Origin of the sequence: Bartonella sp. HY406 (assembly GCF_025449315.1) — a bacterium.
In the GTDB taxonomy this organism is placed as follows: Bacteria; Pseudomonadota; Alphaproteobacteria; order Rhizobiales; family Rhizobiaceae; genus HY038.
This window is the reverse complement of the sequence record NZ_CP104893.1, coordinates 1-25,657: the sequence shown is the minus strand read 5'-3', so window position 1 is coordinate 25,657 and position 25,657 is coordinate 1. Positions and strand designations below refer to the sequence as shown.

The 25,657-nt window shown below is 41.2% G+C and carries 18 protein-coding genes; 4 read left to right on the top strand and 14 right to left on the bottom strand.

Features of this window, described 5'->3' with window-relative positions:
• Window positions 1-223: 223 nt before the first annotated feature.
• From N6B01_RS00090 to N6B01_RS00065, 6 genes are all read right to left on the bottom strand, one after another.
• A complete protein-coding gene (locus tag N6B01_RS00090; RefSeq protein ID WP_182418335.1) occupies window positions 224-685 on the bottom strand; it encodes an Lrp/AsnC family transcriptional regulator in 462 nt (153 codons plus the stop codon).
• Window positions 686-941: 256 nt separating this feature from the next.
• Window positions 942-1,655, bottom strand: a complete 714-nt coding sequence (locus N6B01_RS00085) for a GntR family transcriptional regulator (RefSeq protein ID WP_262079313.1) — start codon at window positions 1,653-1,655, stop codon at window positions 942-944.
• Window positions 1,656-1,816: 161 nt separating this feature from the next.
• Complete coding sequence (locus tag N6B01_RS00080; RefSeq protein ID WP_182418333.1) at window positions 1,817-2,500, bottom strand: type 1 glutamine amidotransferase; 684 nt, start codon at window positions 2,498-2,500, stop codon at window positions 1,817-1,819.
• Between the two features lie 88 nt (window positions 2,501-2,588).
• Window positions 2,589-3,899: an NAD(P)/FAD-dependent oxidoreductase gene (locus N6B01_RS00075; RefSeq protein ID WP_262079311.1), complete on the bottom strand. Its 1,311-nt coding sequence runs from the start codon at window positions 3,897-3,899 to the stop codon at window positions 2,589-2,591.
• A 1-nt stretch (window position 3,900) separates the two neighbouring features.
• On the bottom strand, window positions 3,901-5,259 hold the full coding sequence (locus tag N6B01_RS00070; RefSeq protein WP_262079310.1) for a glutamine synthetase family protein: 1,359 nt from the start codon (window positions 5,257-5,259) through the stop codon (window positions 3,901-3,903).
• 860 nt (window positions 5,260-6,119) lie between these two features.
• Window positions 6,120-6,572, bottom strand: a complete 453-nt coding sequence (locus N6B01_RS00065) for a tetratricopeptide repeat protein (protein ID WP_262079309.1) — start codon at window positions 6,570-6,572, stop codon at window positions 6,120-6,122.
• Window positions 6,573-7,031: 459 nt separating this feature from the next.
• On the opposite strand from N6B01_RS00065, the gene N6B01_RS00060 reads away from it, so the two are divergent.
• On the top strand, window positions 7,032-9,386 hold the full coding sequence (locus N6B01_RS00060) for a membrane-bound PQQ-dependent dehydrogenase, glucose/quinate/shikimate family (RefSeq protein ID WP_262079308.1): 2,355 nt from the start codon (window positions 7,032-7,034) through the stop codon (window positions 9,384-9,386).
• 91 nt (window positions 9,387-9,477) lie between these two features.
• Here the strand turns inward: N6B01_RS00060 and N6B01_RS00055 are convergent, their stop codons facing one another.
• From N6B01_RS00055 to N6B01_RS00035, 5 genes are all read right to left on the bottom strand, one after another.
• Window positions 9,478-10,095 carry a carboxymuconolactone decarboxylase family protein gene (locus tag N6B01_RS00055; protein ID WP_262079307.1) on the bottom strand — a complete coding sequence of 206 codons (618 nt, stop codon included), beginning with the start codon at window positions 10,093-10,095 and terminating at the stop codon, window positions 9,478-9,480.
• 245 nt (window positions 10,096-10,340) lie between these two features.
• On the bottom strand, window positions 10,341-13,589 hold the full coding sequence (locus N6B01_RS00050) for a bpX6 domain-containing protein (RefSeq protein WP_262079306.1): 3,249 nt from the start codon (window positions 13,587-13,589) through the stop codon (window positions 10,341-10,343).
• Window positions 13,582-15,453, bottom strand: coding sequence for a hypothetical protein (locus N6B01_RS00045; protein WP_262079304.1), 1,872 nt, complete (start codon window positions 15,451-15,453; stop codon window positions 13,582-13,584). Before N6B01_RS00045 ends, N6B01_RS00050 begins: the two co-directional genes overlap by 8 nt.
• Complete coding sequence (locus N6B01_RS00040) at window positions 15,450-15,884, bottom strand: bpX5 domain-containing protein (protein WP_262079302.1); 435 nt, start codon at window positions 15,882-15,884, stop codon at window positions 15,450-15,452. Before N6B01_RS00040 ends, N6B01_RS00045 begins: the two co-directional genes overlap by 4 nt.
• A complete protein-coding gene (locus N6B01_RS00035; protein ID WP_262079300.1) occupies window positions 15,871-17,001 on the bottom strand; it encodes an AAA family ATPase in 1,131 nt (376 codons plus the stop codon). Before N6B01_RS00035 ends, N6B01_RS00040 begins: the two co-directional genes overlap by 14 nt.
• Window positions 17,002-17,307: 306 nt before the next feature.
• Here N6B01_RS00035 and N6B01_RS00030 point away from each other — a divergent pair, with 306 nt between their 5' ends.
• Complete coding sequence (locus tag N6B01_RS00030) at window positions 17,308-18,900, top strand: ATP-binding cassette domain-containing protein (protein ID WP_262079299.1); 1,593 nt, start codon at window positions 17,308-17,310, stop codon at window positions 18,898-18,900.
• A gap of 58 nt (window positions 18,901-18,958) precedes the next feature.
• Here the strand turns inward: N6B01_RS00030 and N6B01_RS00025 are convergent, their stop codons facing one another.
• The gene (locus N6B01_RS00025; RefSeq protein ID WP_262079298.1) at window positions 18,959-20,530 is read right to left on the bottom strand and encodes a multicopper oxidase family protein; all 1,572 of its coding nucleotides are present in this window, start codon (window positions 20,528-20,530) and stop codon (window positions 18,959-18,961) included.
• An 82-nt stretch (window positions 20,531-20,612) separates the two neighbouring features.
• Window positions 20,613-20,900 (bottom strand): hypothetical protein, encoded by a 288-nt coding sequence (locus N6B01_RS00020; RefSeq protein WP_262079296.1) that lies wholly within the window; start codon window positions 20,898-20,900, stop codon window positions 20,613-20,615.
• Between the two features lie 536 nt (window positions 20,901-21,436).
• Between N6B01_RS00020 and prfA the strand changes: the two genes are divergently transcribed.
• Complete coding sequence (gene prfA / locus N6B01_RS00015; RefSeq protein ID WP_182418322.1) at window positions 21,437-22,513, top strand: peptide chain release factor 1; 1,077 nt, start codon at window positions 21,437-21,439, stop codon at window positions 22,511-22,513.
• Window positions 22,510-23,382 carry a peptide chain release factor N(5)-glutamine methyltransferase gene (gene prmC, locus N6B01_RS00010; RefSeq protein ID WP_262079295.1) on the top strand — a complete coding sequence of 291 codons (873 nt, stop codon included), beginning with the start codon at window positions 22,510-22,512 and terminating at the stop codon, window positions 23,380-23,382. Before prfA ends, prmC begins: the two co-directional genes overlap by 4 nt.
• Window positions 23,383-23,518: 136 nt before the next feature.
• Here the strand turns inward: prmC and dnaA are convergent, their stop codons facing one another.
• A complete protein-coding gene (gene dnaA, locus N6B01_RS00005) occupies window positions 23,519-24,982 on the bottom strand; it encodes a chromosomal replication initiator protein DnaA (protein ID WP_262079293.1) in 1,464 nt (487 codons plus the stop codon).
• Window positions 24,983-25,657 lie beyond the last annotated feature (675 nt).

Sequence of the window (25,657 nt, the reverse complement as noted above, 5' to 3'; positions counted from 1 at the left end):
TATAAAATTCGTCAATGCTAATTATACAAATTTCATAAAACTTGCAATATTGGCAGCCAAAAACAATTCTTATTTTAGGAAATTTTGCCCAATAATTACACTAAAAAGAAAAATATATTTTATAACTGTTCTTAAAGTGAAGAATTTTTTGTAGTTATAATTCCAACTTGGTAAGTTAAGTCGGCTCAATATTTCAAAATCAACCGATAAAATTGCATGTATCTTAGCTAACACTACTCAGCAGTAAACTGGTCTCGCTATTTAAAACACCATCAATCGCGCGGATTTCCCCTAAAACACGGTCAAACTCTGCAAGATTATCTGTGGTTATATTAGCAACCAAATCCCAATTACCGTTAGTAGTATGCAATGTTTGAATAGCGGCAATCCCGCGCAAGTGGCGTATAACCTGTGTGGTGGATTTACCCACAACTTCAATGAGCATGATTGAATGAACTGCATTTGCGTCATAATCATCGCGAACACGAACCGTAAAATTACTGATTGTGCCATTATTGACCATACGATCGAGGCGATTTTGTACTGTACCGCGAGATACTTTTAAAATGTCAGCAAGTTTAGCAAGCGGCGCTCTACCATCTTGCCTTAATAAGCCAATAAGGCGCCGATCGAGTTCATCAGGGATATATTTTGAATATAATGAATTTGAACTATTTTTATGCATTTTTATAACCCTGATAGTAAAATTTACAATTTAATGCTGATATTTTACAAGGTTCTATTAAAATTTACAATGTTTTCATTTTAGCAGAGCTAAAAATTTAAGCCTAATGAGTTTGTCCGTCAAAAGGCTTAAATTTTTGTGCCAAATTGCCATAGTTAAATTTATGAATAAACGTAGTAGGTTTTATCCACCATTTTGGTTGCTAGGGAAGCGCCGTTCAAGTAAACAACTATATAACGGTAGGACTATTTGTTTGTTAAGACTTAACCGATCTTTTTACTTCTTCAGCTTCGATAAAACGTTTGCGGCCAAGATAGCCGGCACCGTCATCAATATCAGCAATGATTGCGGCTTTTAAAGCTGCGCTATCCTTTTTCTCAAGAGCTGCCAAGGCTTCCTGATGATGATCGACAGTATAGCTTTCCGACAAATTTTCGGTGGCTTCACGCATAAATGGCCCAAGGCGCAGCCAAACAGATTCAATTAATGGCAATAAAACTGCGGCTGAGCGCTTTTGATATAAATAGCGATGAAAGGCAAAATTCTTTTCAATGCCAAGCTGAATATTACCGGTTTCATAGGCGTGATTGATTTCCTGATCAATACTGCGAAGGCGAGCAAGATCCATAAAGTCAACAAATGGCAAAGCGCGTTCTGCCGCCAATGTCTCAAGAGCAATACGGGCGGCAATGATCTCGTCAAATTTATTAGGATCAATATCAGGAATACGCACACGGCGATTATCAAGGTTTTCCAAGGCACCTTCTGCAACCAAACGATGCAATGCCTCACGAATTGGCGTTGCACTCACATCCAGCAAATCGGATATTGCCTTGACCGTCACTGGTTGAGCTGGCGGAAAATGCCCTGTCATAATTGATAGGCGTAGCGAGCGATAAACCCATTGCTTAATGGTTTCATCACTATGCTTTTCGTCTTGCAAAAGGTTTAACCCTGGCTTTTTTTTCATTGCTTTTCCTTGCCCAATTTTAAAATTGAGCCTTTTTAATTATGCCAGATATGAAAATATAAAATATCTTAACCAAACACCAGCAAGTTATTTTATTGCCCGTAAATATAGTGACCTTGAAGCCATTTTATTAAAAAAACGGCTTCAAAAGAATAATTGCGTTAGGATAGTATATTTTGCTGAAAAAAATCTATAATTTCATCGGCAACCGCATCTCTAGCAAGATTTTTTTCGCTTGGCTCAATGGCAGTGTCACGCACATTTTGCGGCAAAACATCTTCGCGTGCTTCATATAAAGCATCATAGAAGCTAGCACTAAATTCGGGATGGGGCTGAAAACTTAAAGCCTTATTGCCATATTGTAGCATAGCAAATTGACAAGCATTGGCTGAGCCAATCACTTTCGCATCCTTTGGCAATTCGACAACTTGATCTTGATGCCAAGCAACAAGATTTTGCGTTTCGCCATTATCACGCTTATATTCGATTTGCCCTACCGACCAACCGCCTTGAAATTTTTCAACCTTGCCGCCAAGGGCTTGCGCAATAGCTTGATGGCCAAAACAAACACCAACTAAAGGCCTACCGCTTGCATAAATTTCGCGGATAAGATCAAAAAGCGGCGGCAACCAAGCATGATCTTCATAAACGCCAAATTTAGAACCGGTAATCAACCAACCATCAGCCTCGCCAATTGAAGCGGGAAAAATACCATCAACAACTGGATATTCAATAAAATCAATATCCTTGCTTTGTAATAGCTTGACAAACAAGTCATTATAATCGCCATGATGGGGAATAATGGCGTCAGGTGCATGTCCTGTTTGTAAAATTCCAATTTTCATTGACCACTCCTGATCATGATGCGAGCTTTTAGACATTTACATAAACCCAAAAGCTCAAATTAATAGCTTAACAAAAACTAAGACTTCTCTATACACCTAATTTGTCGCGTATACCATACCACCATGCGCCAAGAGCTGTAAGCGGCACACGCAATAATTTCCCTCCCGGGAAAGGCAAATTTGGCAGGGACGCCCAAACATCAAAGCGCTCACTGTGACCGCGCACTGCTTCACCCAAAATTTTGCCCAAAAGATGCGTGGTGGTTACACCATGACCACTATCACCATGAGAAAAATAAACCGTATCGGATAATTTACCGATATGAGGAATACGGGTTAAGGTCAATGCAAAATTACCGCTCCATGCAAATTCAATTTTTGCATTTTCAAGCTGGGGAAAGGTTTTAAGCATATTGGGGCGAATAACTGCGGTAAGATTGCTTGGATTTTGCCCACCATAACCAATACCACCCCCATAAAGCATGCGATTATCAGCCGTGCGGCGATAATAATCCAAAACATAATTGGCATCTTCAACGCAATAATTAGCTGGCAATAGGCTTTCAATCAAATCCTTATCCAAAACCTCTGTCGTCATTACCTGACTGGATACTGGCATCATACGGCCACCAATTTCAGGCAAAAGACTTCCAATGTAGGCATTAGCGCAAACAAGTACATATTTTGCCTTAACCACGCCTTTACTGGTGTGCACAATTGGATTTGCTCCAGTATCAACACTGGTAACGCGTGAGTTTTCAAAAATCTTGCCGCCTTGCGCGCTTACTGCTGCTGCCTGACCAAGCACCAAGTTAAGTGGGTGGATATGGCCACCGCGAAGATCAATCATACCACCAACATATCGATCACTGTTGACATATTTGCCAACATCGCTCTTGGAAACCATTTCAAGACCATCATTGCCATATTGTTTCCAATTGGCGCGGTTTTCTGCCATGCCTTTCACCTGCTTATCGGTAAAAGCTGCAAAAAAACCACCATTGACGAGATTGCAATCAATATTATATTTTGCCACCCGCTCGCGGATAATGTCGCCGCCCTCAAGGGACATAGCACCAAGTGCATTGGCCTTTTCTTGTCCATAACGCTTGGCGATAACCATTAAATCACGGCTATAACCATTAACAATTTGGCCACCATTACGCCCTGACGCGCCATAACCAATACGGTCCCCCTCAAGCAAGACAACGGAAAAACCGTTTTCAACCAATTCAAGCGCGGCTGAAACACCGGTAAAGCCTGCACCGATTATACAAACATCGGTCGTGATTTCACCTTCTAACTCAGGATGAACAGTCTTGTCATTGGCGGTTGCGGCATAATAGGTTGCGGCATGACCTGGATTAGAAATGGTATTGGAATTAGAGTTTGTTGTCATATCATACTGTCCTTATATAGGCATCATATTCAACATCGGTTACACGCAAGGCAAATTCTGCCATTTCTTGCCTTTTACAACCGGTAAACAAATCACGATATTTGGGACCAAGGGTTGCATAAGCAAAACTTGATTTTGCAAAAAGCTGCAAGGCATAATCCCAATTGGTTGGTAGTGGTTCATGGGCGATATCATGATCATCACCATGGATTGGACCACCTGGATCACGGCGGGTTGTCATGCCTTCAAGCGCTGCTGACAAAATCATCGCAAGTACAAGATAGGGATTGGTATCAGCGCCAGCAACGCGGTGCTCAATACGGGTAGCCGCTTTACTCGCAGTAATAACTCGTACCGCAGCTGTGCGGTTATCATAGCCCCATGAAGCATAGGTTGGCGCGTGCTCACTTGGGGTTAGACGGCGGAATGAATTGGCGTGCGGCGCAAAAATTGCAATACTATCCGCCATATTTGCCAAAAGACCACCAACAGCATGCAACAGCACTTCCGATGGGCCTGTATCGCCAGCAAAAACATTTTTGCCATTTTCATCAAGTAATGAAAAATGCACATGCATACCATTGCCAGCCTGCGTGCCATATGGTTTTGCCATAAAGGTTGCATCAAGATCATGCTTGCGCGCAACACCCTTAACAATACGTTTTAGCAGCACGGCAAAATCGGCAGCCTTTAACGCATCAGGCACGTGATTAAGGTTGATTTCATATTGACCAGGGCCATTTTCACGCAAAGTCGTATCAGCAAGCACTTTTTGTGCGCGGCACGCTTCTGAAATATCATCAAAAACATGCTCATATTCTTGTAATTCAGCAATAGAAAGCACTTGTGTTTGCCCCGTATGCCAACGGCCATCACGGGTATTTGGTGGACGCACTGGATCCAATGCCGAGCGAATAGGATCGATAAGATAAAATTCAAGCTCGGTTGCAACCACAGGAGTTAGTTTCAATTTCTTGAAACGCTCCAAGACATTGATCAAAACCTGACGAGGATCGGCATAAAAGCCAGTACCATCACGGTTTTGCATGCCCAAAATTACCTGTGCGGTTGGGCGCTCCAACCATGTGACGCGCGACAAAGAATCGGGTGAGGGAAAGCACATTCCATCAGGGTCACCAGTACCTGTTGCAAGACCTGCATCATTAACGTCACGTCCCCAAACATCAAGCGCATAAACCGAACGCGGCATAGCCATGCCATTTACCAAAACATCCAATGCACGTTCACGCGGAATCCACTTGCCGCGCGGTACGCCATTAACGTCAATAACGAAGGCCTCCAATACGCGCAAATCAGGATTTTCTTCTATAAATTTCTTTGCTTGAGCTTCATCAATCATAATACACCAGAACTAAAGAGATAATTTTAAAAGGAAAACGATTCTACAATGCCTAAGCTGCGCTAATCCTCACCAGCGCGACATTTGGTCAAAGGAATCAATATGGTTGAGTTTATTGGAGAAAGGACTAAAACCTTTTGCAATTTTAGCTGCTCCAAAAACCGCTTGTGCAAATTTGTAGTAGTACTGAAAATCATCTTACACATTTTTTGGAAACTATTAATCAAAGCAAAAAAAGAATGTGTTCTTTTCAAATGAAAATCGAACTTGTTACCCTTGAAATTTTGGGCAGCCAAAAAAAATTCATTATTGTCCATTGCTATACCTCCCATGACATGATCCAATAGCTGCGATATTATTAATCGTCTTTTCTATCGGTCATATTTATATATTTGATCAATTATGCTATTAATTTGATCAAATGTAAAGAGCAACAGCAAATAGTTTTATAATTGCCCATAAAATGTGGGAAACTATCATCAAACTTTCAGAGATTAATTAGCGGCAAAATACCAAATTATGGCGTTTTTAAAAATCTAATTGCGCATTGCCGCTTTTGAAAATTGGATATTACACGCTGTAGATTGAAATGCTCAAAAGGTGAGTGCGCACAACTTGGCAAAGGCATGAGGCACTTACACACACCTATTAGGAGTACCTATTTGATCAATATTATGATTCGCAAGCAAGTTATAATATGGAAAATTTTTTACTGGCTTTTTAAAGGCTTTGCGGTAGTAATAATTTAACGGCAAGATGACAACCTTACCAATATCCAAAGGCAAATTCGTCTCAAACACCCATATCCTGATTTTCCACACAACGGCAAAAAAATCAGGACATGATTAAGCTAAATTAGTTTATTCAGCGTCGTCAAGTAGGCCTTTTTCGTCAAGAAAGGTTAGATAAACTTCACCTTCTTCTTCAAAAATTTCATCGCCTTCCATTTCATAGGCCTTTAACAATGGCACAACCGCTTCATCCTTACGATCAAGATCGTAAAGAGTTGCACCAATTGAGTAAAGCACATAGGGATTGGTTGACCCATCTACGCTTTCATAAGCTGCATTGAACGCCACCAATGCCTTGTCAAAATCTCCAACATTGCGATAACCATCGCCAAGAGCTGTATAAAGCCACAAAGCGGCGTCCCATTTGTCTTTAGGTTCTGGAAGCAAAGCTAAAGCGTCAGTCCATTTTGCAATGGCTTCTTCAAAATCACCATTTTCAAAAAGATCTTCACCATCTTCCGACAAGTCAGCTATTTGATCAAAGATTTCATCAGGCAATTCGTCTTGTTCATCAATTGTCATATCTTTTAATCCTTTTTGGCAAAGTCATTATGGCAGGTGTAAATCATATTACTTCATTTTCGTTACCGATGAAATATCAATTTATACAATTTTGCCAGAATTCTGATTTACGACTTTCTACACAACAAATAAATTTCCCTAAAAAATGTTTGCATTAAAATTTGCGTTCCCAACGAACTTGCTATTGATGTATTGATATTCAATCAAATATTTTAACAATAAATTTAATCATAAAATGAACATTCTTTATATTAACTGAGAAAAACCAAACCTATCACAAAAATATTATCACTATTGATTTATAGTATTTTTTAGCGAAAACGCCGATAATTAGCCTATATTTAAATTACAATAATTTTAAAAGACAGCATAAAAATATGTTAATTTTCAAGTTCTTATTGACATAAGGCATCTCTTCCATATCTATTTTTACCTAAACTTCAGTTTTGGGAGAATAGCGTGCTACTTATTATCATTAGTTTTGTGATCCTGCTATTTGGTTTGGCTGTCGCCGCTTTAGGCGTTCAGCTAGCTCTGGTTGGTGGTTCACCTTTTTATATCATTATGGGGCTTGGCCTTCTTATGAGCGGCTTCTTGCTTTTGCGCAAAAAAGCAAGCGGTCTTTGGATCTATACATTTACTCTCATTTTAACTTTTATCTGGACGCTTTATGAGGTTGGTTTTGATAAATGGCAATGGATCCCGCGTGGCGTTATTCTTGTGCTGTTTGGACTTTTATTATGTCTGCCTTTAGTATCACGGCCAATAAGAAACAATCACCAAAATACTAAACCCGCATCAAGGCTTTTGGGTGGTTCGCTTTTGGTGATTATTCTATTGGCTGTTGTGTCTTGGTTTATTGACCCTGCCACTTTTGACGGCGAATTGCCACAAAATGAAAAAATTGCCAGCACTATTGATCCAAGCCGCATGGCTGGAGATGATTGGGTAGCCTATGGTGGTAGCAATCTTGGCCAACGCTATTCAACCTTAAAAGATATTAATACCAGCAATGTTGGTAAGTTAAAATTGGCTTGGGAACACCACACCGGCGATTTTCAAGGCAAGGATGATTCTAGCGAATATACGTTTGAGGTTAATCCCTTAAAGGTCAATAATACGATTTATAGCTGCACACCGCATAATATTGTTGAAGCCCTTGATCCAGTAACTGGCAAACTTAAGTGGCGTTATGATCCACGGGTTAAAGGTAGTGTCATTTATGAACACCAGACCTGCCGTGGCGTATCTTATCATGAAGATAAGCAATTGGTTGAAGGCAATCATTGTCCTCGCCGGATTATTGCCACCACGGGTGATGCCCGTATGTTTGCAGTTAATGCCGATAATGGCGAAATCTGTAGCGATTTTGGCGATCAAGGTTTTGTTAATTTAATGGAACATCAACCTAATCAAAATCCCGACACTTTTATGATGACGTCCCCTGCGGTTATCTCGCATGATTTAGCAATCATTGGCGGTGCAATTGCCGATAATTATTATATTGATAATCCATCTGGTGTCATCCGCGCTTATGATGTGCATAATGGCCAATTGGTTTGGAAATGGGATGCGCAAAAACCCAATGAAACCAAGCCGCTTGAAGGCGATGCCACTTATGAACCCGGCTCTCCTAATGCTTGGACCGTTATGGCGGCCGATGATGAATTAGGCTTGGTTTATGTGCCACTTGGCAATAAGTCACCAGACCAGTTTGGTGCAAAACGCTCAGCTGAAGTTGAAAAATTTACTGCAGCCCTTGTTGCACTTGATGTTAAAACCGGTGAGTTACGCTGGAGCTTCAAAAGCATCAATCATGACCTATGGGATAGAGACTTGCCCTCACAGCCCGTGCTGCTTGATTTAGATTATCAGGGCAAAAATGCACCGGCTATTATCGTGCCAACCAAGGGTGGTAATCTTTGGGTACTTGATCGCCGTGATGGTACGCCAATTTACCCTGTCCATGAGGAAAAGGTTTCCGATAAATCTGATATTAAGCAAGAAACTCCAGCTGGAACGCAGCCAATATCCGCACTCAACTTTATTCCGCCTGTTCTTGAAGAAAAGGACATGTGGGGTATCACGCCTATTGACCAAATGCTTTGTCGGATGACCTATCGTAAAAGCCGTTATGACCGCAATCCATTTACACCGCCAAGCCTTGAAGGATCTATCGTCTATCCTGGCAATACTGGCATTTTCAACTGGGGTAGTGTTGCGGTTGATCCGGAAAACCAATATCTTTTCGGTACGCCGGTCAATATGGCATTCCGCTTTAGCGTTTATCCACGTCCAGACTTCCCACAAAATGCCGATGAGCGAATGGTATCAACCGGTCCTAAGCCATCGGGCGAAAATCTTGGTGGACCTTTTGCAGTAAAACTCAGTGCATTTTTATCCCCACTTGGTATTCCATGCCAATCACCACCTTGGGGATTGCGTGTTGGTGTTGATCTTGCAAGCGGTAAAACAGCATGGCAGCAAAGAAATGGCAGCGTAGAGGGGCAAGAATTTGCTGGCCAGCGCTTCCCAATTCCACTTGAAATGGGCACAATCAGCCTTGGCGGCCCATTAATTACTGCTGGTGGTATTGTCTTTATGGCAGGTACTGCTGATAGTGGCTTTAGAGCCTATGAATTAAAAACCGGCAAATTACTATGGGAAACACGTCTGCCCGCCGGTGGTCAATCAACACCAATGAGCTATCGCGGCGCTGATGGTAAGCAATATATTTTGGTTGCTGCTGGTGGTCATGGTTCAATGGGTAGCCCGATGGGTGATTCCATTCTTGCCTATACAATCGAACCGTAATATTCATTCTAAAAATCTTATAAAAAAGCCCTGCATAGTTGTCTATGCAGGGCTTTTAATTGGCAAAGTCATTTAAAATGACCGCTCACTTTTAGATTATTTGGTCAAGCACTGTTTGGGCGCGTTTACTAACATCACTGCCAAGATTTGCATTTAGGATATTTACAATTTGTTGCAATTGCTCTTTGCTTAATCCCGTATTCATGCCAATATTATAATGGCCTTGCAATTGCGCTTCAAGCCCAGGGATAGTTGCCAAAATTGCAATGGTTGCAACTTCACGGGTTGGATAATCCAAAATATCACGGGCAAAAATATCACCAAATAGATGGCTTTTCAAAAATTGATCAATGGCAGGGGCAAACTCATAAACCCCGCCCCTAACCGGCTGACCAACCACCTTAGTTTGAATTTTTGTACCAATTTCAAGCATGGATTGATTGGTAGCAATGGGGGAAATATCGCGACCAAGCTCATCATTTTTGCCCGCAGTTTTGCGACTGTCTAAAACATCTCGCAATGCGTTTAAGCCATTTAAACTACGCGGAAAACCAGCATAAGCATAGGTTTGAATGATAACTTCCTTTGCTTCATTAATGGTAACCCCTTCATCTAATGCTTTATCTAAAGCGCTCTTTAATGCCGCAATATCACCCTTAGCTGTAAAAGCTGCAATAGGAACAATCATTTGTTGTAATTGACTAAGCATAAAATGTCCTTTTTGTTCCAGTTGTTTGAATGAAACTTTGATAAAATTTGGCTTTTCAGCAGTCTTGTTCGTTATTGGTTTTGATTAAACCAGCTAAAGCCTATGAAAGGAATAGGCTAAATTCTTCATACTGCTATGAATAAAATTCATGAATACTAAACCGTTTATAATTTTACGCACTAATCCAATGTCCAATTTGGTTTATCCAAATCGATTTTAAAAATTGTATTTATGCTAAGATAAATTTACTGAACGCTTATTGCTTTGCCGGTATGGTTTACCATGTCAAAATGAAAAATGCGGCCGCGATCATCATAAACAATTAAATGGTTTTGCTGTTCTGCCAAACGATAGCGACTATTACCCCATGCGAGAGAGGCAATGACATCATTTTCATGCGAAATTGCATAGATATATTCATTATAGTTGACAATAAACGCATTATTAAAACCAAACATAGCAACGGAACTATTTTCTCCTACATAACGGTCATTAATTGAAACAAATTGCGTTTTATCAGCGCGCTCAAAAACATCACAATAATAAAGCTCAGTATTGCCTTCATCATCTTGCTGAATACCATAGCGATAGGCCATATAATCTTCGGGCAAGAACATACGAGTTACCCCACCCTCCTCGTCTGGAATAAAGTCACGCGAGCGTAAAGTTCTGCTTGGTAGCGAATAATACCAATTTTCAAGTGAGAATGACTTTTTCTGTGAGCCTCCATAACCAATAAGCCATTGCTCGCCTTTTGCAGTTGTTGGCACACCTTCAGCAAAGCGATGGCGATAACGGATCTTAAATACTGTCCCCGATAATTCTCCGCTTTTCCAAAGCGATTTTAAGCCTCGGGCTGTATCAAGCACATGAATAAAACCATCCGTTAGCGCAACTGACCATGAAACACCGTCAAAATCGCGCGTCATTGCTTGCAAAGCCAAATTTTTGAGCGGCGTTAAACTATTATCATTAAGATTAAGCCGTGTGATACGATATAAATTATCGCGCTGCATTAATAAAAGCACAATATTACCAGAAGCCGACACCACCAGTTGCGAAGCAGGCACATCATAAAAAGCCAATTGATGGCCTAAATCATCAAGAAGCACCACGCCGCCATCACCAAGGGCGGCAATAAATCGTCCTTCACTGACATAGACTATATCATGAATATCAAGTGGTCTGCCATTGGTTGGTGCTTGAAAATCACAAATATTACTGGCGCTAAATGCATCCAAATCATCTTGCCCCCAACCGTTTTTTGGCAAATCAGCGTCAAAAGCAGATTGTTGGCTGGCATGTAAAAGCCGCAAAAACTTTTGTTTATTAAGATAAAATGCGTTTTGATGATGCCGTAATAAGGCTGGCCTTGTAATGAAGCGGGTTAAAAAAATAAGTCCTTCACTACTGTCACCATTTAAAAATGCCTTATCAATTTCGCTAATGAGTGCCTCAAAAACTTTGGGATTTTTATTTTCAATAATTTGGGTTATTTTAGTGCGATAATCCTCAACCGTGTCTGATAGTAAAATTGCTCGTTTAACAAGCGCGGCAGCACCAAGTTCACCATCTGATTTTTCAGCTAGTAAAAGCCATTGCAATGCAAGATCACGCTGGTTTTTAAGCGGCCAGATAATTTGTATGGCACTCATCAAATTGCCATTTTCAGCTTCAAACAACGCCCATTCTTCGCGCAATCGAAAGCTCGCCGCAGATTCCTCATTTTCAAGGCGCAAAACCGCCGCAGCAAAAGCATGGTCGCGGCGCGCAACAGCAATAGCCCAATCCCATTGCCCAGAAAGGCAATATAGTCGCACAATAATGTCACTCGACATGTCCCAAGCAAGCGCAAGTTCGCCGGCTTTATCACTGCGGCCATTTTTTTCAAGGTAATCCAACGCTTCCACGCGCTCATTTAGCAATTCAGCTAAAACAAAAGCGGCTTCTTCAATGCGGCCCTGCTGATCAAGGGTTGTAAAAGCGCGCCAATAATAGCCGGCAAGCATCTTTCTTGCGTCTTCGTCAATATTGATAGATGGACCACCAACCTGCTTTGCGCCTAATTGCAAATTATCTCGCGGTCGTGGTACGCCAAACATTGGGCCACCATCGCTTTGACCTGATGAAAACGGTATAGCATGGCGCAAAGCATTTTCTATATCGCCTTGTTCAAACATGCGCAGCATAGAATTTAAATATCGTGCCTGCCGCATAGCAAACAAGTGGTTTAACTTGCTAACAATTGCCAACCGCGCCACCAATAAACGCCATAAGGGTGGGCGCATAATCTCATCTTCATCTCGCTCTTTAAGCCCATTTTTATTATTTTTTGAGCGATTTTTATTGTTTTTGCCTTCGGTCGTTGGCGTGGAACTGTTTTGAGTTTGTGGCTTATTTGACGCCATTTCTTGGTTTAGGTTTTCGACAACTGCACTTTCTGCACTTTGCGCTCTTATTGCATCATTAACGCCTTCTTGCTCAACGTCTTGATGAGTTGATTGCACGCTAGGACCTTGCGCCCGCGTAGTTTGGCGGTAACTGTGCCGCGTTGCTAAGCTGTCTTGATATTTTGTATATTGCTCAACACTTGTGGTCGTTATCTTATTAAAAATATTAGATATTAAAAATTTGCGTAATAAAAATATAAAAAGTGCCATCAACCCAAAAACAACCAACCAATAAAAAATTGAAGGGCTGCTACTATACTCGATAATTGGTTGAGCGACTGGATTATTTTGCGGCGTTGATTTTAATGGAATTGAACGGCTTGCGTAGATCCAAAAAAGTGCTTGAGCAATGAAACCTAAAAATGCTAGGCGAAAAACCCATTTAACGGTGTTATTAGAGCTTTTAGTTTGGCTTTTTTCTCTTGGATTGCCATAAACGGAGCCGCCACTATCATTACTCTTAGCTGCTGCCTTTTTCTTTAAGTCTTGTAATATTCTTTTTTGGCTTTCACTTGGCTGCGGAATATTATCACCCAATATTGCACGAGTATCACCGCTAGGCTTTGGCGCAATTTCCTCAATCTCTATCACTGGCGGCGTGAGATCAAAACTTTCATGCCAAGTATAGTTAGCAATATTTGCCCAATTTGACGGGTCAATAGATGCGCCTTGACTGAATTTTAAAGCCTTGGTTTCCTTGCCAGCAATGATCCAACAATCACAGACGGGCAATGTTTTCTGCTCGTTTTTATCAAGATCAGCAGTGGCAAGCATTGCACCATAAGCAATCAAGGGTAGCCCCGGTAAATCACTACAAAGCATTGAGCGTGCAACAGGAAATCGCAATAAATCACCACTTGCATTGAAATAGGATTCGCTACTACTTGAAAAGCGCAAAATTTGCGCGCCTTTTTGCCAGTAATGCCAGATAATGCGCTGGCGCTCACTTTCGCTATACCATTCATGGGGCAACCATAAGCCAGCTACATCGCGTCTTCCTTGCGCTAAAGGTTGGCGCACCGGTGAAAAAATTGTTTTATCCATTTTTATCCCCGTTTGCCTGCCCCGTATGCGCCATAATTTGCCGACTGTTGACATCAAAAAAGATGATGTCATGATCGACATTATGCATAACAATAGTACCCGAATAGATACACATTTCGGCGTTAGCTAGCTTTACCGCATCGCTATACCAGTTTTCAAAACGATCACCACGCCATGCACCAATGGTTTTCTTATGGTCCCAGATAACGGGTACCAAAACATTTAAAGCGTCATCAAACCATGTGCCAATGACCTTACAGCCCTCGGCCAAGGTGAATAGAGTTTCAACAAGCTGCTCACCACCAATTTTAGTCCGGCTTAACCAGTTTAAGCGGCTTTCATCATTATTTTGGGCAAGCATACCAGATACAAATTTTTGCGATCCCTTATAAGCTGGATTGTCAATATAGCCTATTTTTATAAATGTCTTGGAAGTTTTAAATGATGGCCCAAGATCAAAAAATTGTTTAACCACGTTATCTTTGACACTGATCATATCTATACGGAAATTTTCTTCTATATTTTTCAACACTAAAAAATGCTCATAGGAATAATATTGCACAGCATAAGTGTCGAGAAACGCTAAATTTTCTTTCAAAGGCTTGATTGTCGCATCGGTTATATAAAGGTTCTGTGTCAAACCGCCTGACAACCGCGCAATCCAGCCAGAGTCATTTTGATCAGTCATGACAATGAGCGGTTCAATTTTTTGTGTTGTTCTTGCAGGTGAATCGGAAATATTGGTTTGAATATTTCCCCTTAAAAGCTTATGGCCTTTAGCCCATAATTGATAATCTTGATCAACTTTTAATAGCAAGCTGATATGACCATTTATCATATAACCAGCTGCTACAATATGTGCGCTTTGTGGTAAAGACAACTTACGTATTTTAGGCTGAATTCGGCTTATATCAACTTCAATAAACTGGTCATCATTGTCGCCGCGCATGCGCAGCATGACTTTTTTACCATTAGGTGAAATGATTAGGGGCGACAAAAGCGAAGTATTAGTAAGCAGGCTGTGAGTTTGCTTTTTTGCTTGCGTTTCTTTTTTGACAAATTTAGCCGATAATAGGCGCTTACATTGCTTTTCATCGGGTAAAGGTAGCGCAATTTCAATTGCTGAGCGGCCATTTTGGTGCAAAACAACCTCAAGCGATGTACCTTTAAACGTTTCGTCAATGCTTAATCTGTGGCTTGCAAAAAGGCTTTTACCTTGATCATGAAATTTTTGGCTGCTGATAAACCAGCACTCATCGCCTTTGTCGCCTTGCCCAATAAAATTGCGCCATTTATCAAGTTTTTCAGTTGTTATTAAAGCAATGTGTCGGTCATCGAGCATTTGCCGCAAATGGTTGACATTGGAAAATTCATGCCATTGCGGTTCATTTTGCACAATGCCCCAATAAAATTCACCTTTTAGCAATTGCGCACGGCGAGATAAAAGCATTAACAAAGCTATATGGGCGACACGCGGCAAGCCAAGTTGCATAATGCCGACATCAAAAAGGGCAAGCACTCTCTTACCGCCATCGTCTTCAAGTGGCGGCGGCGCAAAAAACAAATGTTCATGCTGAGCAGCACGGCGCAAAAATTCATCGGGAAAACTATCCGCAAGCATCCATTCAGATAATAGCAAATTGGCATAATTTCCGCGTCGCAATACGGTTTCAAGCCCTGGCGCGGTTAATAACCCACCATTATCATTTGGGCGCGGCGCGGTTAATAAGGGATGCAAATGATGCAATATTTGCCCGATATCACCCTGCAAATCGGCTAAAAACCACTTAAGCCAGTGCTGCCACTCAGCCAATAAGCTATTTAATGTATTTGGGTTAGATGCTTGCTGTTGCGCCATTGTCATTTTGCATTTTCCTCTAACTCTTGGCGCAATAATGTCAGCACTGAAGATTGAATAGGAATTTGCCGATGCAAATCAATGATTTGACGTGGCTCTGGCCATAGCAAAAACGGCGATAGAAAACGCTTTTTAAAGGCTGCAAGCAAAAGGTCTAATGGCGCATTAGGCATGCTATGCAAAGGCAACCATAATTCTGGCGCTTCAAGATCATGGCCAATATAATGGCCATTTTCGCACCATGGTAAATATTGCAATGGCCCTAAAACCACAATGCCATAGCGAAAGCCGACAATTTGTAAGGCCGCTTGCCGCGCACTGTCATCAATGGCTTCCAAACGGTCAAGCAAATCAAAACTTGCTGGGCCAAAAACAACCATGCCTTTGGCCGTAAGACCATTTGGCCGCGCTTGCCATTGCCAATTAAACTTCGCCATGGCGTTTTTCCTGCAAACGCTCTAGCAAGCGGGAACGCAAGCCAAGCAATTCTTGCGGCACTGCATCACTTGCAAAATTGACATCAATTTCACGCAAGATATTTTCAATTGCGCTAAGATCACTCTCTTCCGCCTTAAGGCATAGATCCGCCATTTCAGCCAGACGCGCAACCCGGCTTGCCGGTTGCTCTGCCACTGCTTCGACTGCGCCATGCAAAGAAAAATTAGCCGCATCGCCTAAAATAGGGCGTAAAATATCTTGGGCAAATTTTTGCTCGGCCTCAGTTGGTACCACATAAAGCAAAGGCCATAAATCTTCTTTGCTGGCCTCAAATCGACCATTTAATAAAGCTGCTGCGGCAATTAAATTTTGGCAACGCACAATACGCCGATCTGATAGATTTATTCCGCCATGGCGCAGTTTGCGTATTGCATCAGCCAAAATTGGCCGCATATTTGCCATATCAACATTTGGCAACTGTGCGTTTAATGTTGCAATAAGGTCACCAGCCTTTTCAAAAGCTGCATTTTGGCTTTGTGCTTGCCAACCACCTTTTAACATATCTTCCAATTGATGATCGGCAATGCGGTCAACAAAAAGATGCATTAAAAAGCGATCAGCAAAGGCGGCAAGGGCAGGATCGTCAGGCAAGGAATTGGACGCACCAACACATATTTTTAAAGGGCAGATAAGTTCGGTATGACCGCGGCGAAAACGCCGTTCATTTAAAATACCAAGCAAAGTATTTAAAATTGCGGTAGAGCCAAGAAAAACCTCATCAAGAAAGGCAATATCAGCTTCAGGCAACATGCCAGAAATATCAGTTTCAACCTTGCCTTCTTTTAGTTTTCGCAGGTCAACCGGCCCAAATAATTCCGATGGTTCAGTAAAACGGCCAAGCAAATATTCAAAATAGCGTCCGCCAAAGCAATCAGCCACACGACGCACCACAGCACTTTTGCCGGTGCCGGGCGGACCAATCACCAATAAATGTTCGCCGGCAATCGCGCCTAAAACCATTAATTCGGCCAATTGCTCGCGGCCAATCATGCCTTCTGTCGCCAATCTTATGCGTTGCCGAATTAATAAAGTTGTTTGTTTAAGATCAACCATCATTGCCCCGTATGCTTATAATTCCTGCGTTTATATTCAAATGCCAAAAAGATTTAAATAATAAAAGCGCAATTGCCATGCAAATTGCCTTGCTTCTTTAAAAGATGCAATGAAATAGATATGACAGTAATGGTAATTTTATTGAAAAATAGCGCTATTTTAAATATTGTTATGCCAAATCTATGGTAAGCTTAGGATTTTCATGTTAAAATTTTGGTGCAAAATAGTCCTATTGCAATAAAGGAATAAGTGTCGTGCGCAATCCACTCATAAAATTATTCGTTATATTTTATGAAAAGGTGGTTTTCCATGGCTTATTCTCCCATACTCGACTTAACATCACTTAGCTATCAATTACCTGATGGTGATTGGCTGTTTTCCAATGTCAATGCTGTATTGCCTGTTGGTTTACATGGCTTAATTGGAAAAAATGGGGCTGGTAAATCCAGCCTTCTTGACATAATTGCCGGCAAAAAACAGCCAACAAGTGGTGTGCTTCAAACACCAAATCCAATTGGTTATCTTAACCAAAACATTAAAGATAGCACCAATACCACCCTTGCAGATCTCTTTGGTCTTGGTGACGATTTGCGTATGCTTGAGAAAATTGAAAAAGGCGAGCTTTTAGCTTTTGATAGCGATGAGATTAACTGGACTGCATTGGAAGATTTTAACGATCTTTTGCAACAAAGCACGATTAATAACCGTAATTTTGATACATTGGTTAGTAATTTAAGTGGCGGTGAGATCATACGCGCTAGACTTATTGGACTTTTTTGTGCCGACTATCCGCTTATTTTGCTGGATGAACCAAGTAATAATCTTGATAGTGAAGCACGAGATTTCTTAATTCAACAATTAACCCAAAATCCTTTGATTGTACAAAAAAGCATTATTGTCATTGCCAGTCATGATCGGCAATTACTCGAACATATGGACACAATCAATGAATTATCATTAACGGATCTTTATCAAGTGAGCGGTAATTATAGTGTTTATTATCACGATAGAATGCAAAGGTTAGCCAAAATTGAAACCGATGTTCATCAGGCAGAGGTTGATTTAAAAAATGTTAAAAATAAAGGCATAAAGCTTATTGAGCGGCAAAATAAGCGCGACCAAAACGGGAAACGCAAGAACAAAACTGCTAATATTCCAAAAATGTCATTAGATAAGGCAAAGAATAATGCTGAAAAATCTCGCGGCAAAACTATTGAACAATGCCAAGCTTTGTTGAGTAAAACGCAAGATATAATGACGGTTGCAAAATCTGCTTTGATCAAAAAATTGCCGATTGCTTTTAGGTTATTACCGACCAAGCTAGCGCCACAAAAGCTGGTTTTATCGGCAAATGAATTAACAGGTGGCTATAATGATATTATTCAAAATTTCAATCTCGAGCTTTACGGACCAAAACGCCTTGCGCTTCATGGTAAAAATGGTAGCGGTAAAACGACTTTATTAAAATTATTGAGTGGTACCTTGCCGATGAAAAGCGGCAATGCAAGTATTTTTGTCCGCTTTACCATGCTTGACCAATTTGTATCTTTGTTGGATGGCAATTCTACCTTGCTTGATAATTTTGCACGGCTTAACCCCATGGCCAATGATCGCCAATGTTTTGAGGCTTTGGCGCGGGTTGGTTTTCGCAACACTATGGCAAAAAGAATAATTGGTGATTTAAGTGGCGGTGAAAAATTGCGGGCTGGTCTTTGCTGTACAATTGGTAGCGATACGCCGCCTCAATTGCTATTACTTGATGAGCCAACCAATCATTTGGACATTGAAACCATCGAAGCCTTAGAAAACGGACTAAACACCTATGACGGCGCGTTAATTATTGTTAGCCATGACCGAGACTTTTTACATAATATACATATCAATGAAGAAATATGGCTGTAAGCTAAACTCTGTCCTGCTGTGAAAACAGGACAGAGTTCAATATGGGTTAAATATTGGTTTAAATAACGTTTAAATTGGCCATCATGCCAAGGGTTTCATGTTCTAAAATATGACAATGGAACATGCGGATGCCTTTTTCTGTTTGCTTAACCTTTATGGTTACTTTTTCATAAGGGCGCAAATTAAAACTATCCTTAAAGGCTTTAAACGGCTCATCGGTTACTTTGCCATCAAGTTCACGCTTAATAATTAAAAATTGCGTGCCATGAAGATGAAAAGGATGATCCATATGAGAATTGTTGAAAATTTGCCATTCTTCAACCGCATCTTGCTTGCTGGTTAAATCTATCCGATCCATATCATAGGTTTTGCCATTAACCTTGAACATATTTTGCAGCATGGCCATTTGTTTAGCCTTATCATTGCCCATATCCATATGGGCGTGATCCATTTCCGCTTCCGAAAACTCAACGCTTTTTGTTGCAGTAATTGCACCAAAATCGTCAATTTTTCGCAAGAAATCTGGTAATTTAACTGGGCTTGCATCAATCGAAATATCTGCCAACAGGACATCATCATGCGGCTCAGTTACCATCATTTTTTGGCGGTCATAATAATGGCTTACCAATTGTGACGATTGGTCTTTATCTGTTTGTAAAATCACCTCGACTCGCTCGGCAGGGCTAAGCATTAATTCATTGACGCCAGGACGTGGCTTTTCCAAAAGGCCGCCATCACTACCAACCACAATCCATTGACAATTAGGTATGGCAAGGCGCAAATAGCGGGCTGAACAAGCATTCCAGATGCGAATACGCTCGCCAGATTTGACGTTAATGCGTGGCTGTAATTGACCATTAATCAACACAAACTGCCCTTCGCGACCATTCATCCAATCCATCATGGTATTTTCAGGAATATTACCGTTTTTATCAAGGCGTAAGTCTGAAATAAGCCAATGCTGCTCGGATAAATCATTTAAAGGATCATTTTTGGCTTTTACAATAAAGCTACCAGCAAGGCCTTTTGCCACTTGCTCCGAAACATCGCCATGGGGGTGAGGATGATACCAATAGGTGCCGGCGCAATTTTGCGGCAAAGTAAAGCGATAGATACGACTTTCTCCCGGTTTTACCGCATCATGGGGATTGCCATCTTCTTGCGGCGGTACTGGTAAACCATGCCAATGTACTGTAGTTGATTGTGATAGTGAATTTTTAAAATGGATTTCAACCGTATCGCCCTCATAGACTATAATTTGTGGTCCAGGCAATTGGCCATTATAGGCCCAAACTTCAGTTTCCTTGTCGTCAGCCAAGTTAACTTTGATTGGCTTTGCTTCCAAATTCGCTATAAATACGCCTTGCTTATTAGCGATATTTTTCAAAAGCTTTAAGGGCTGCAAAGGCTGCTTGCTTGGCATTTTATCAAGCGGCATTAAATCCGCTAAATCATTCGACATGGCGGGCATGGAACCATGGCTATTATGATCCATCTTATTGTGATCCATTGCACCATGACCCGAATGGTCGCCATGCCCTTGATGTCCACTTTGTGCCAAAGCCTTATGGGCAACCGTTACCATGAGGGCGCCAGAGCCCAGCAATTGCAGAATTTTTCTACGATTCATAATTTACACCTAATATAAGAAAGTTAATTTTTTAAAAGCCTTAAAGCCATTTTTGCCAAGGCTTAAACTTCAAAAAATACAATCAAGACACTTTAGGTGGGGGTAATGGCGGTAGATAATTGCTTTGCACCATAAAAACATCATGGCTTAAAACCATAGTAATTTTGGTTGGCATTATGCTGTAGGAATAAAATTGGTCGATAGGGGGAAAGCAAAAGGCGCAGCCGGCCATTAAGCGACAACAATCTTGTAAGTGATGCGGTAGTTGTGAGGACTGATTAGCTACGTCCCTTGTGTCATGGCAATGAACATCAATAAGCGCTATTCTAGCATTATCGCTACTTATATCATTGGTTATCTCATTGCTCATTTTATACTGCATGAATGGCGGCGCCATTATATTAAGCGAAAAAACAAGCGCAAACATCACAGCCAAAACCATTAGTTTTGGATATTGATCCGGTCTTTTTTTTAAACTGCTTAAAATTTGTGTCACGATAGAGCAACTTAACATAGATTAAATTAAAAACTGCCAAAAGATGTCAACGACCCAATATTTAGTCAACCGGCAGTTGGTGAAAAGCCATGCAATAATTTTTAACTTCCATTGATCTTAGCCTTAATCAATTAAAAAGCCAATAAAGGATCGTTCACTTTATTCTGTTTTGCTATTTTTATGCTGCGAAACCATATGGAAAAACATTAAAATAATACCAAGCCATTGATAAATTGGTTGTAAAGCGCATAAATGCGCGTATATAGCTTAAAACAGGATTGCAACCATAATCGCTTTAATAAAATCTTCAAGATTGGATAAAAGTGATCAAATAGTTCAAATATATAGCTATGCTAAGGCTGCATAAGCTATTTATTTTATAAAATTTATTCAAGGTCAGGTAATAAGCAATGGTATCACTGCCACTGGATCGCATGCATCAATTGGAAAAACGCTTTGAAATGATTGAAGCGCAGATGTCACAAAATCCCGATTCTGAAACCTATGTGCGCCTTGCTTCTGAATATTCGGATTTGCAGCCGATAGTCACTCAGATTCGTGGTTTAAATAGCGCCCTTAGCGAATTGCAAGATTTGCAAGCCATGCTTGATGACCGTGATACAGACGCAGAAATGCGTGATCTTGCTGAGGCGGAGTTACCCGAACTTAGAGAAAAAATTGAAAATTTGGAAAAGTCCGTCCAAATTTTACTTTTGCCAAAAGATGCAGCCGATGAGCGCAGCGCTATTTTGGAAATTCGTGCAGGTACTGGTGGCTTAGAAGCTGCCCTCTTTGCCGGTGATCTTTTCCGCATGTATGAGCGCTATGCTAGCGAACATAATTGGAAAGTCGAATTGGTTTCAACCAGTGAAGGCGATGCCGGTGGATTTAAGGAAATTATCGCGACTATTACCGGTAAGGGTGTGTTTTCCAAGTTGAAATTTGAATCAGGCGTCCACCGCGTGCAGCGTGTACCTGAAACAGAAGCGGGTGGCCGTATCCATACTTCGGCAGCAACCGTTGCGGTTTTGCCGGAAGCTGAAGATATTGATATTGAAATTCGCAATGAAGATATTCGTATTGACACCATGCGTGCATCAGGCGCCGGCGGTCAGCACGTCAACACTACCGACTCGGCAGTGCGCATCACCCATCTTCCAACCGGTATTATGGTGGTGCAAGCGGAAAAATCCCAACATCAAAACCGCGCCCGCGCCATGCAAATCTTGCGCGCCCGTCTTTATGATATGGAACGGCAAAAGGCCGATAGCGAGCGTTCAGCATCGCGTAAAAGCCAAGTTGGTTCGGGCGATCGCTCTGAGCGTATCCGCACCTATAATTATCCGCAAGGCCGCGTGACAGATCACCGGATTAATCTCACGCTTTATAAGCTTGACCGCATTATAGTTGGCGATCTTGATGAAATTATTGATGCGCTAATTTCTGATCATCAAAGTGCATTATTGGCAGAGATGAGTGACGCGTGACCAGTAAGACCTTGCAAGAATGTTATTTGAGTGCAAAACAAGCCTTTAAAGACGCCGATATTGCCACTGCCGAACTTGATGCGGATTTGCTAGTAAGTTGGCTTACTGCGACAAGCCGTTTGGACCGCGTCAGCAATCCTGAATTGGTGATTACCCATCAATTAGTGATGGAATTGGACAGCATTATCAGGCGCCGACTTAATGGCGAACCTGTGCATCGCATCATGGGAAAGCGCAATTTTTATGGTCGTGATTTTTGGCTGAATAGCGACACATTAGAGCCGCGCCCTGATACCGAAACTTTAATTGATGTGCTTTTGCCCTATGTGCGTTCACTTGCACAACAAAAGGACAAAGTCACAATTATTGATATGGGCACCGGTAGCGGTGCTATTTCGGTTACCCTTGCTTGTGAAGAGCCAAAAGTTGACGCTATTGGCGTTGATATTTCACAAAATGCGCTTGATATGGCAAAAAGCAATGCCGCTCGACATGGTGTAGAGCAGCGCTTTACACCGCTTTATAGCAATTGGTTTGAAAATATTGTTGGAAAATTTGATATTATTGCATCAAACCCCCCTTATATTCCCCATAAGGAAATAGAAGAGCTTGATATTGGTGTACGTCAATTTGATCCAATGCGCGCCCTTGATGGTGGCGATGATGGTCTTGATTTTTATCGCCAACTTGCTGAACAAAGCCGCAATCATTTAAATGATGATGGCTATATTGCTCTTGAAATTGGTATGGGCCAAGAAAAAGATGTAAATGATCTTTTTGACAAGAATGGTTTTATCCTTGTTGAAGCAATTGCCGATTTGTCCGCCATTATCCGTGTGCTGATTTTTAAAAATAAAACCGATAATTGATTTTTTGCTGATATCCAAAATAAAGCCCAATTTGACAATGTCAAATTAGGCTTTTTTTATGAGATATTATTTGGCTTAAATAAAAAGCGTTTAAGTTTTAAGCTCAAACGCTTTTTAAAAAATTAACCCAATAGGCTTAGCTTGCCTGATCATTGATAAGGCGTTTTAACAATTCCAATTCCTGCGCCAGCTTTTGATCGCCGCCAACCAAATCCTCGATCTTGCGCACGGCATGAAGAACGGTGGTATGATCACGACCACCAAAACGACGGCCAATTTCTGGCAATGAGCGCGGTGTCATCATCTTGGCAAGATACATTGCAACTTGGCGGGGCTTAACGATAGTTCTGGTGCGGCGATTAGATAATAGATCCTGCTTGGATACATTATAATGGCGGGCAACTACACGTTGAATTTCTTCAATGCGAATGCGCTTTGGTTCACCGCTACGGGTCAAATGGCCTAATAATTCATCAATACGATTGATGGATAGTTCTGGCTCAAAAGATTGGCGGAATAAAAGCTGGTTAAAGGCACCTTCAAGGTCACGGCCTGAGCCTGAAACACTTTGGGCAATATAAGATAAAATATCTTCACCAATTTGAATGCTTGGTTCTTCTTGGCGAGCGGTGCGTAAACGGCGACGCAACATTTCAAGGCGCATATCATAATCTGGCGAGCCAATTTCAAGCGATACACCACCTTGCAAGCGTGAACGTACACGCACATCAAGCGATTCCAACTCGGCTGGTGCACGGTCCGCTGCAACCACTACTTGTTTGGCGCTATCAAGCAAAGTATTTAACAAATGGCAGAATTCGTGCTGGATAGACTTACCTTGCAAGAATTGCATATCATCAATGATAAGAAGATCAATATCGCGAAGCTGTTCTTTAAAGGATAAGGCATCATTATCGCGAATGGCAGTTGCAAAACGCCACATGAAATATTCAGCAGTTAAATAAACAACCCGTTGCGGTGTTGGGTGTTTTAAGGCAGCAGTTGCAATTGCCTGCAAGAGATGGGTTTTGCCTTGACCAACGCCAGCATGAATGAAAAGTGGATTAAAACGCAATGCGCCTTGGCTCCCCTCAGCTATAGAGCGGGCAGCGGCAAGAGCTACGCGATTGGCTGCACCTTCAACAAAATTTTCAAAGGAATAACGAGGATCAAGCGGAGAGCCAAAAATACTGGCATTGGAATAGCTAGAGCTTGTCTTTTCACTGCGCGCGGGACTGGCAACCGGTGTTGCTTGCTCACTTAGTTGAGGCTCATTTGCAATATTTGCACTAACTGTTGGTTTTGGAGCGCGATTCATGCCGCGTACAATTACTTCAACGCGCATAATAGCAGAGTTTTCTTCGCGCCATAATTCTGTAAGGATAACAGCATAATGGTTGTTAATCCATGAGCGTAAAAAAGCAGTTGGCACAGAAAGGCGAACCTGATTGCGCATATATTCGGCTAATTTTAAACGGCCAAACCAGCTAGAATAGGCTTCAGCACCAACCCGTGCCTTTAATTTTGCCGCAACACGTTCAAAGGCTTTTGCACCATCTTCATCAGAAATTATCATATTATTGGTCATTCCCTCAGCCATGCTATTCTCCAATGATGGGTCTATAGAAGAATTCCCAAAATTTTCTTCCATATTGTTCAAGTCAACATTTACCATCATCTTTAGCCTTTTACTCTTAACACATTAACCAATAGATTTTAAACTGAAATCGCAAAATTTCATATTTTCTATGCGGAATTGCCGCAAATTCATTTTTCCACCAACTGCAATATTTCTATGCAGTTATGCCAATCATTCCAAAGCCTAATAAAACCATCTAAATAAAATAGAGCAGTAGCTCACTTTTCAAGTGGTTTATATAAGCACAAAAATCCTCATCAAGCCCAAACACAAATAGAGTTGGACTATGCCTTTTTAGATCAAATTTTAGATATCACTGTGATAAGCGCCATATTCATAATTATTAACGCAGCTCTTATCTTGCCGGTGTGTAGACCACATTACAAAAATCGCTGGGAGCATTGCAAGTGCTGAATCCGATTCTTTTTTGTCCAATGTTTTTTTCAATTTTGCAGCAATTAGATTAGATTTTTTACCATCAACTTTGATTCAACACAGCTTTTTCAATTGAGATTGAGGTGAGCGTGCAAAACTACAACTTTAAAAAAAAATTATAATATGGTCTTGACTCTAAATAGTGTTATATACACCTATCCACATCCTGTGGATAAGCGCAATAACCAATTGATTTTATTT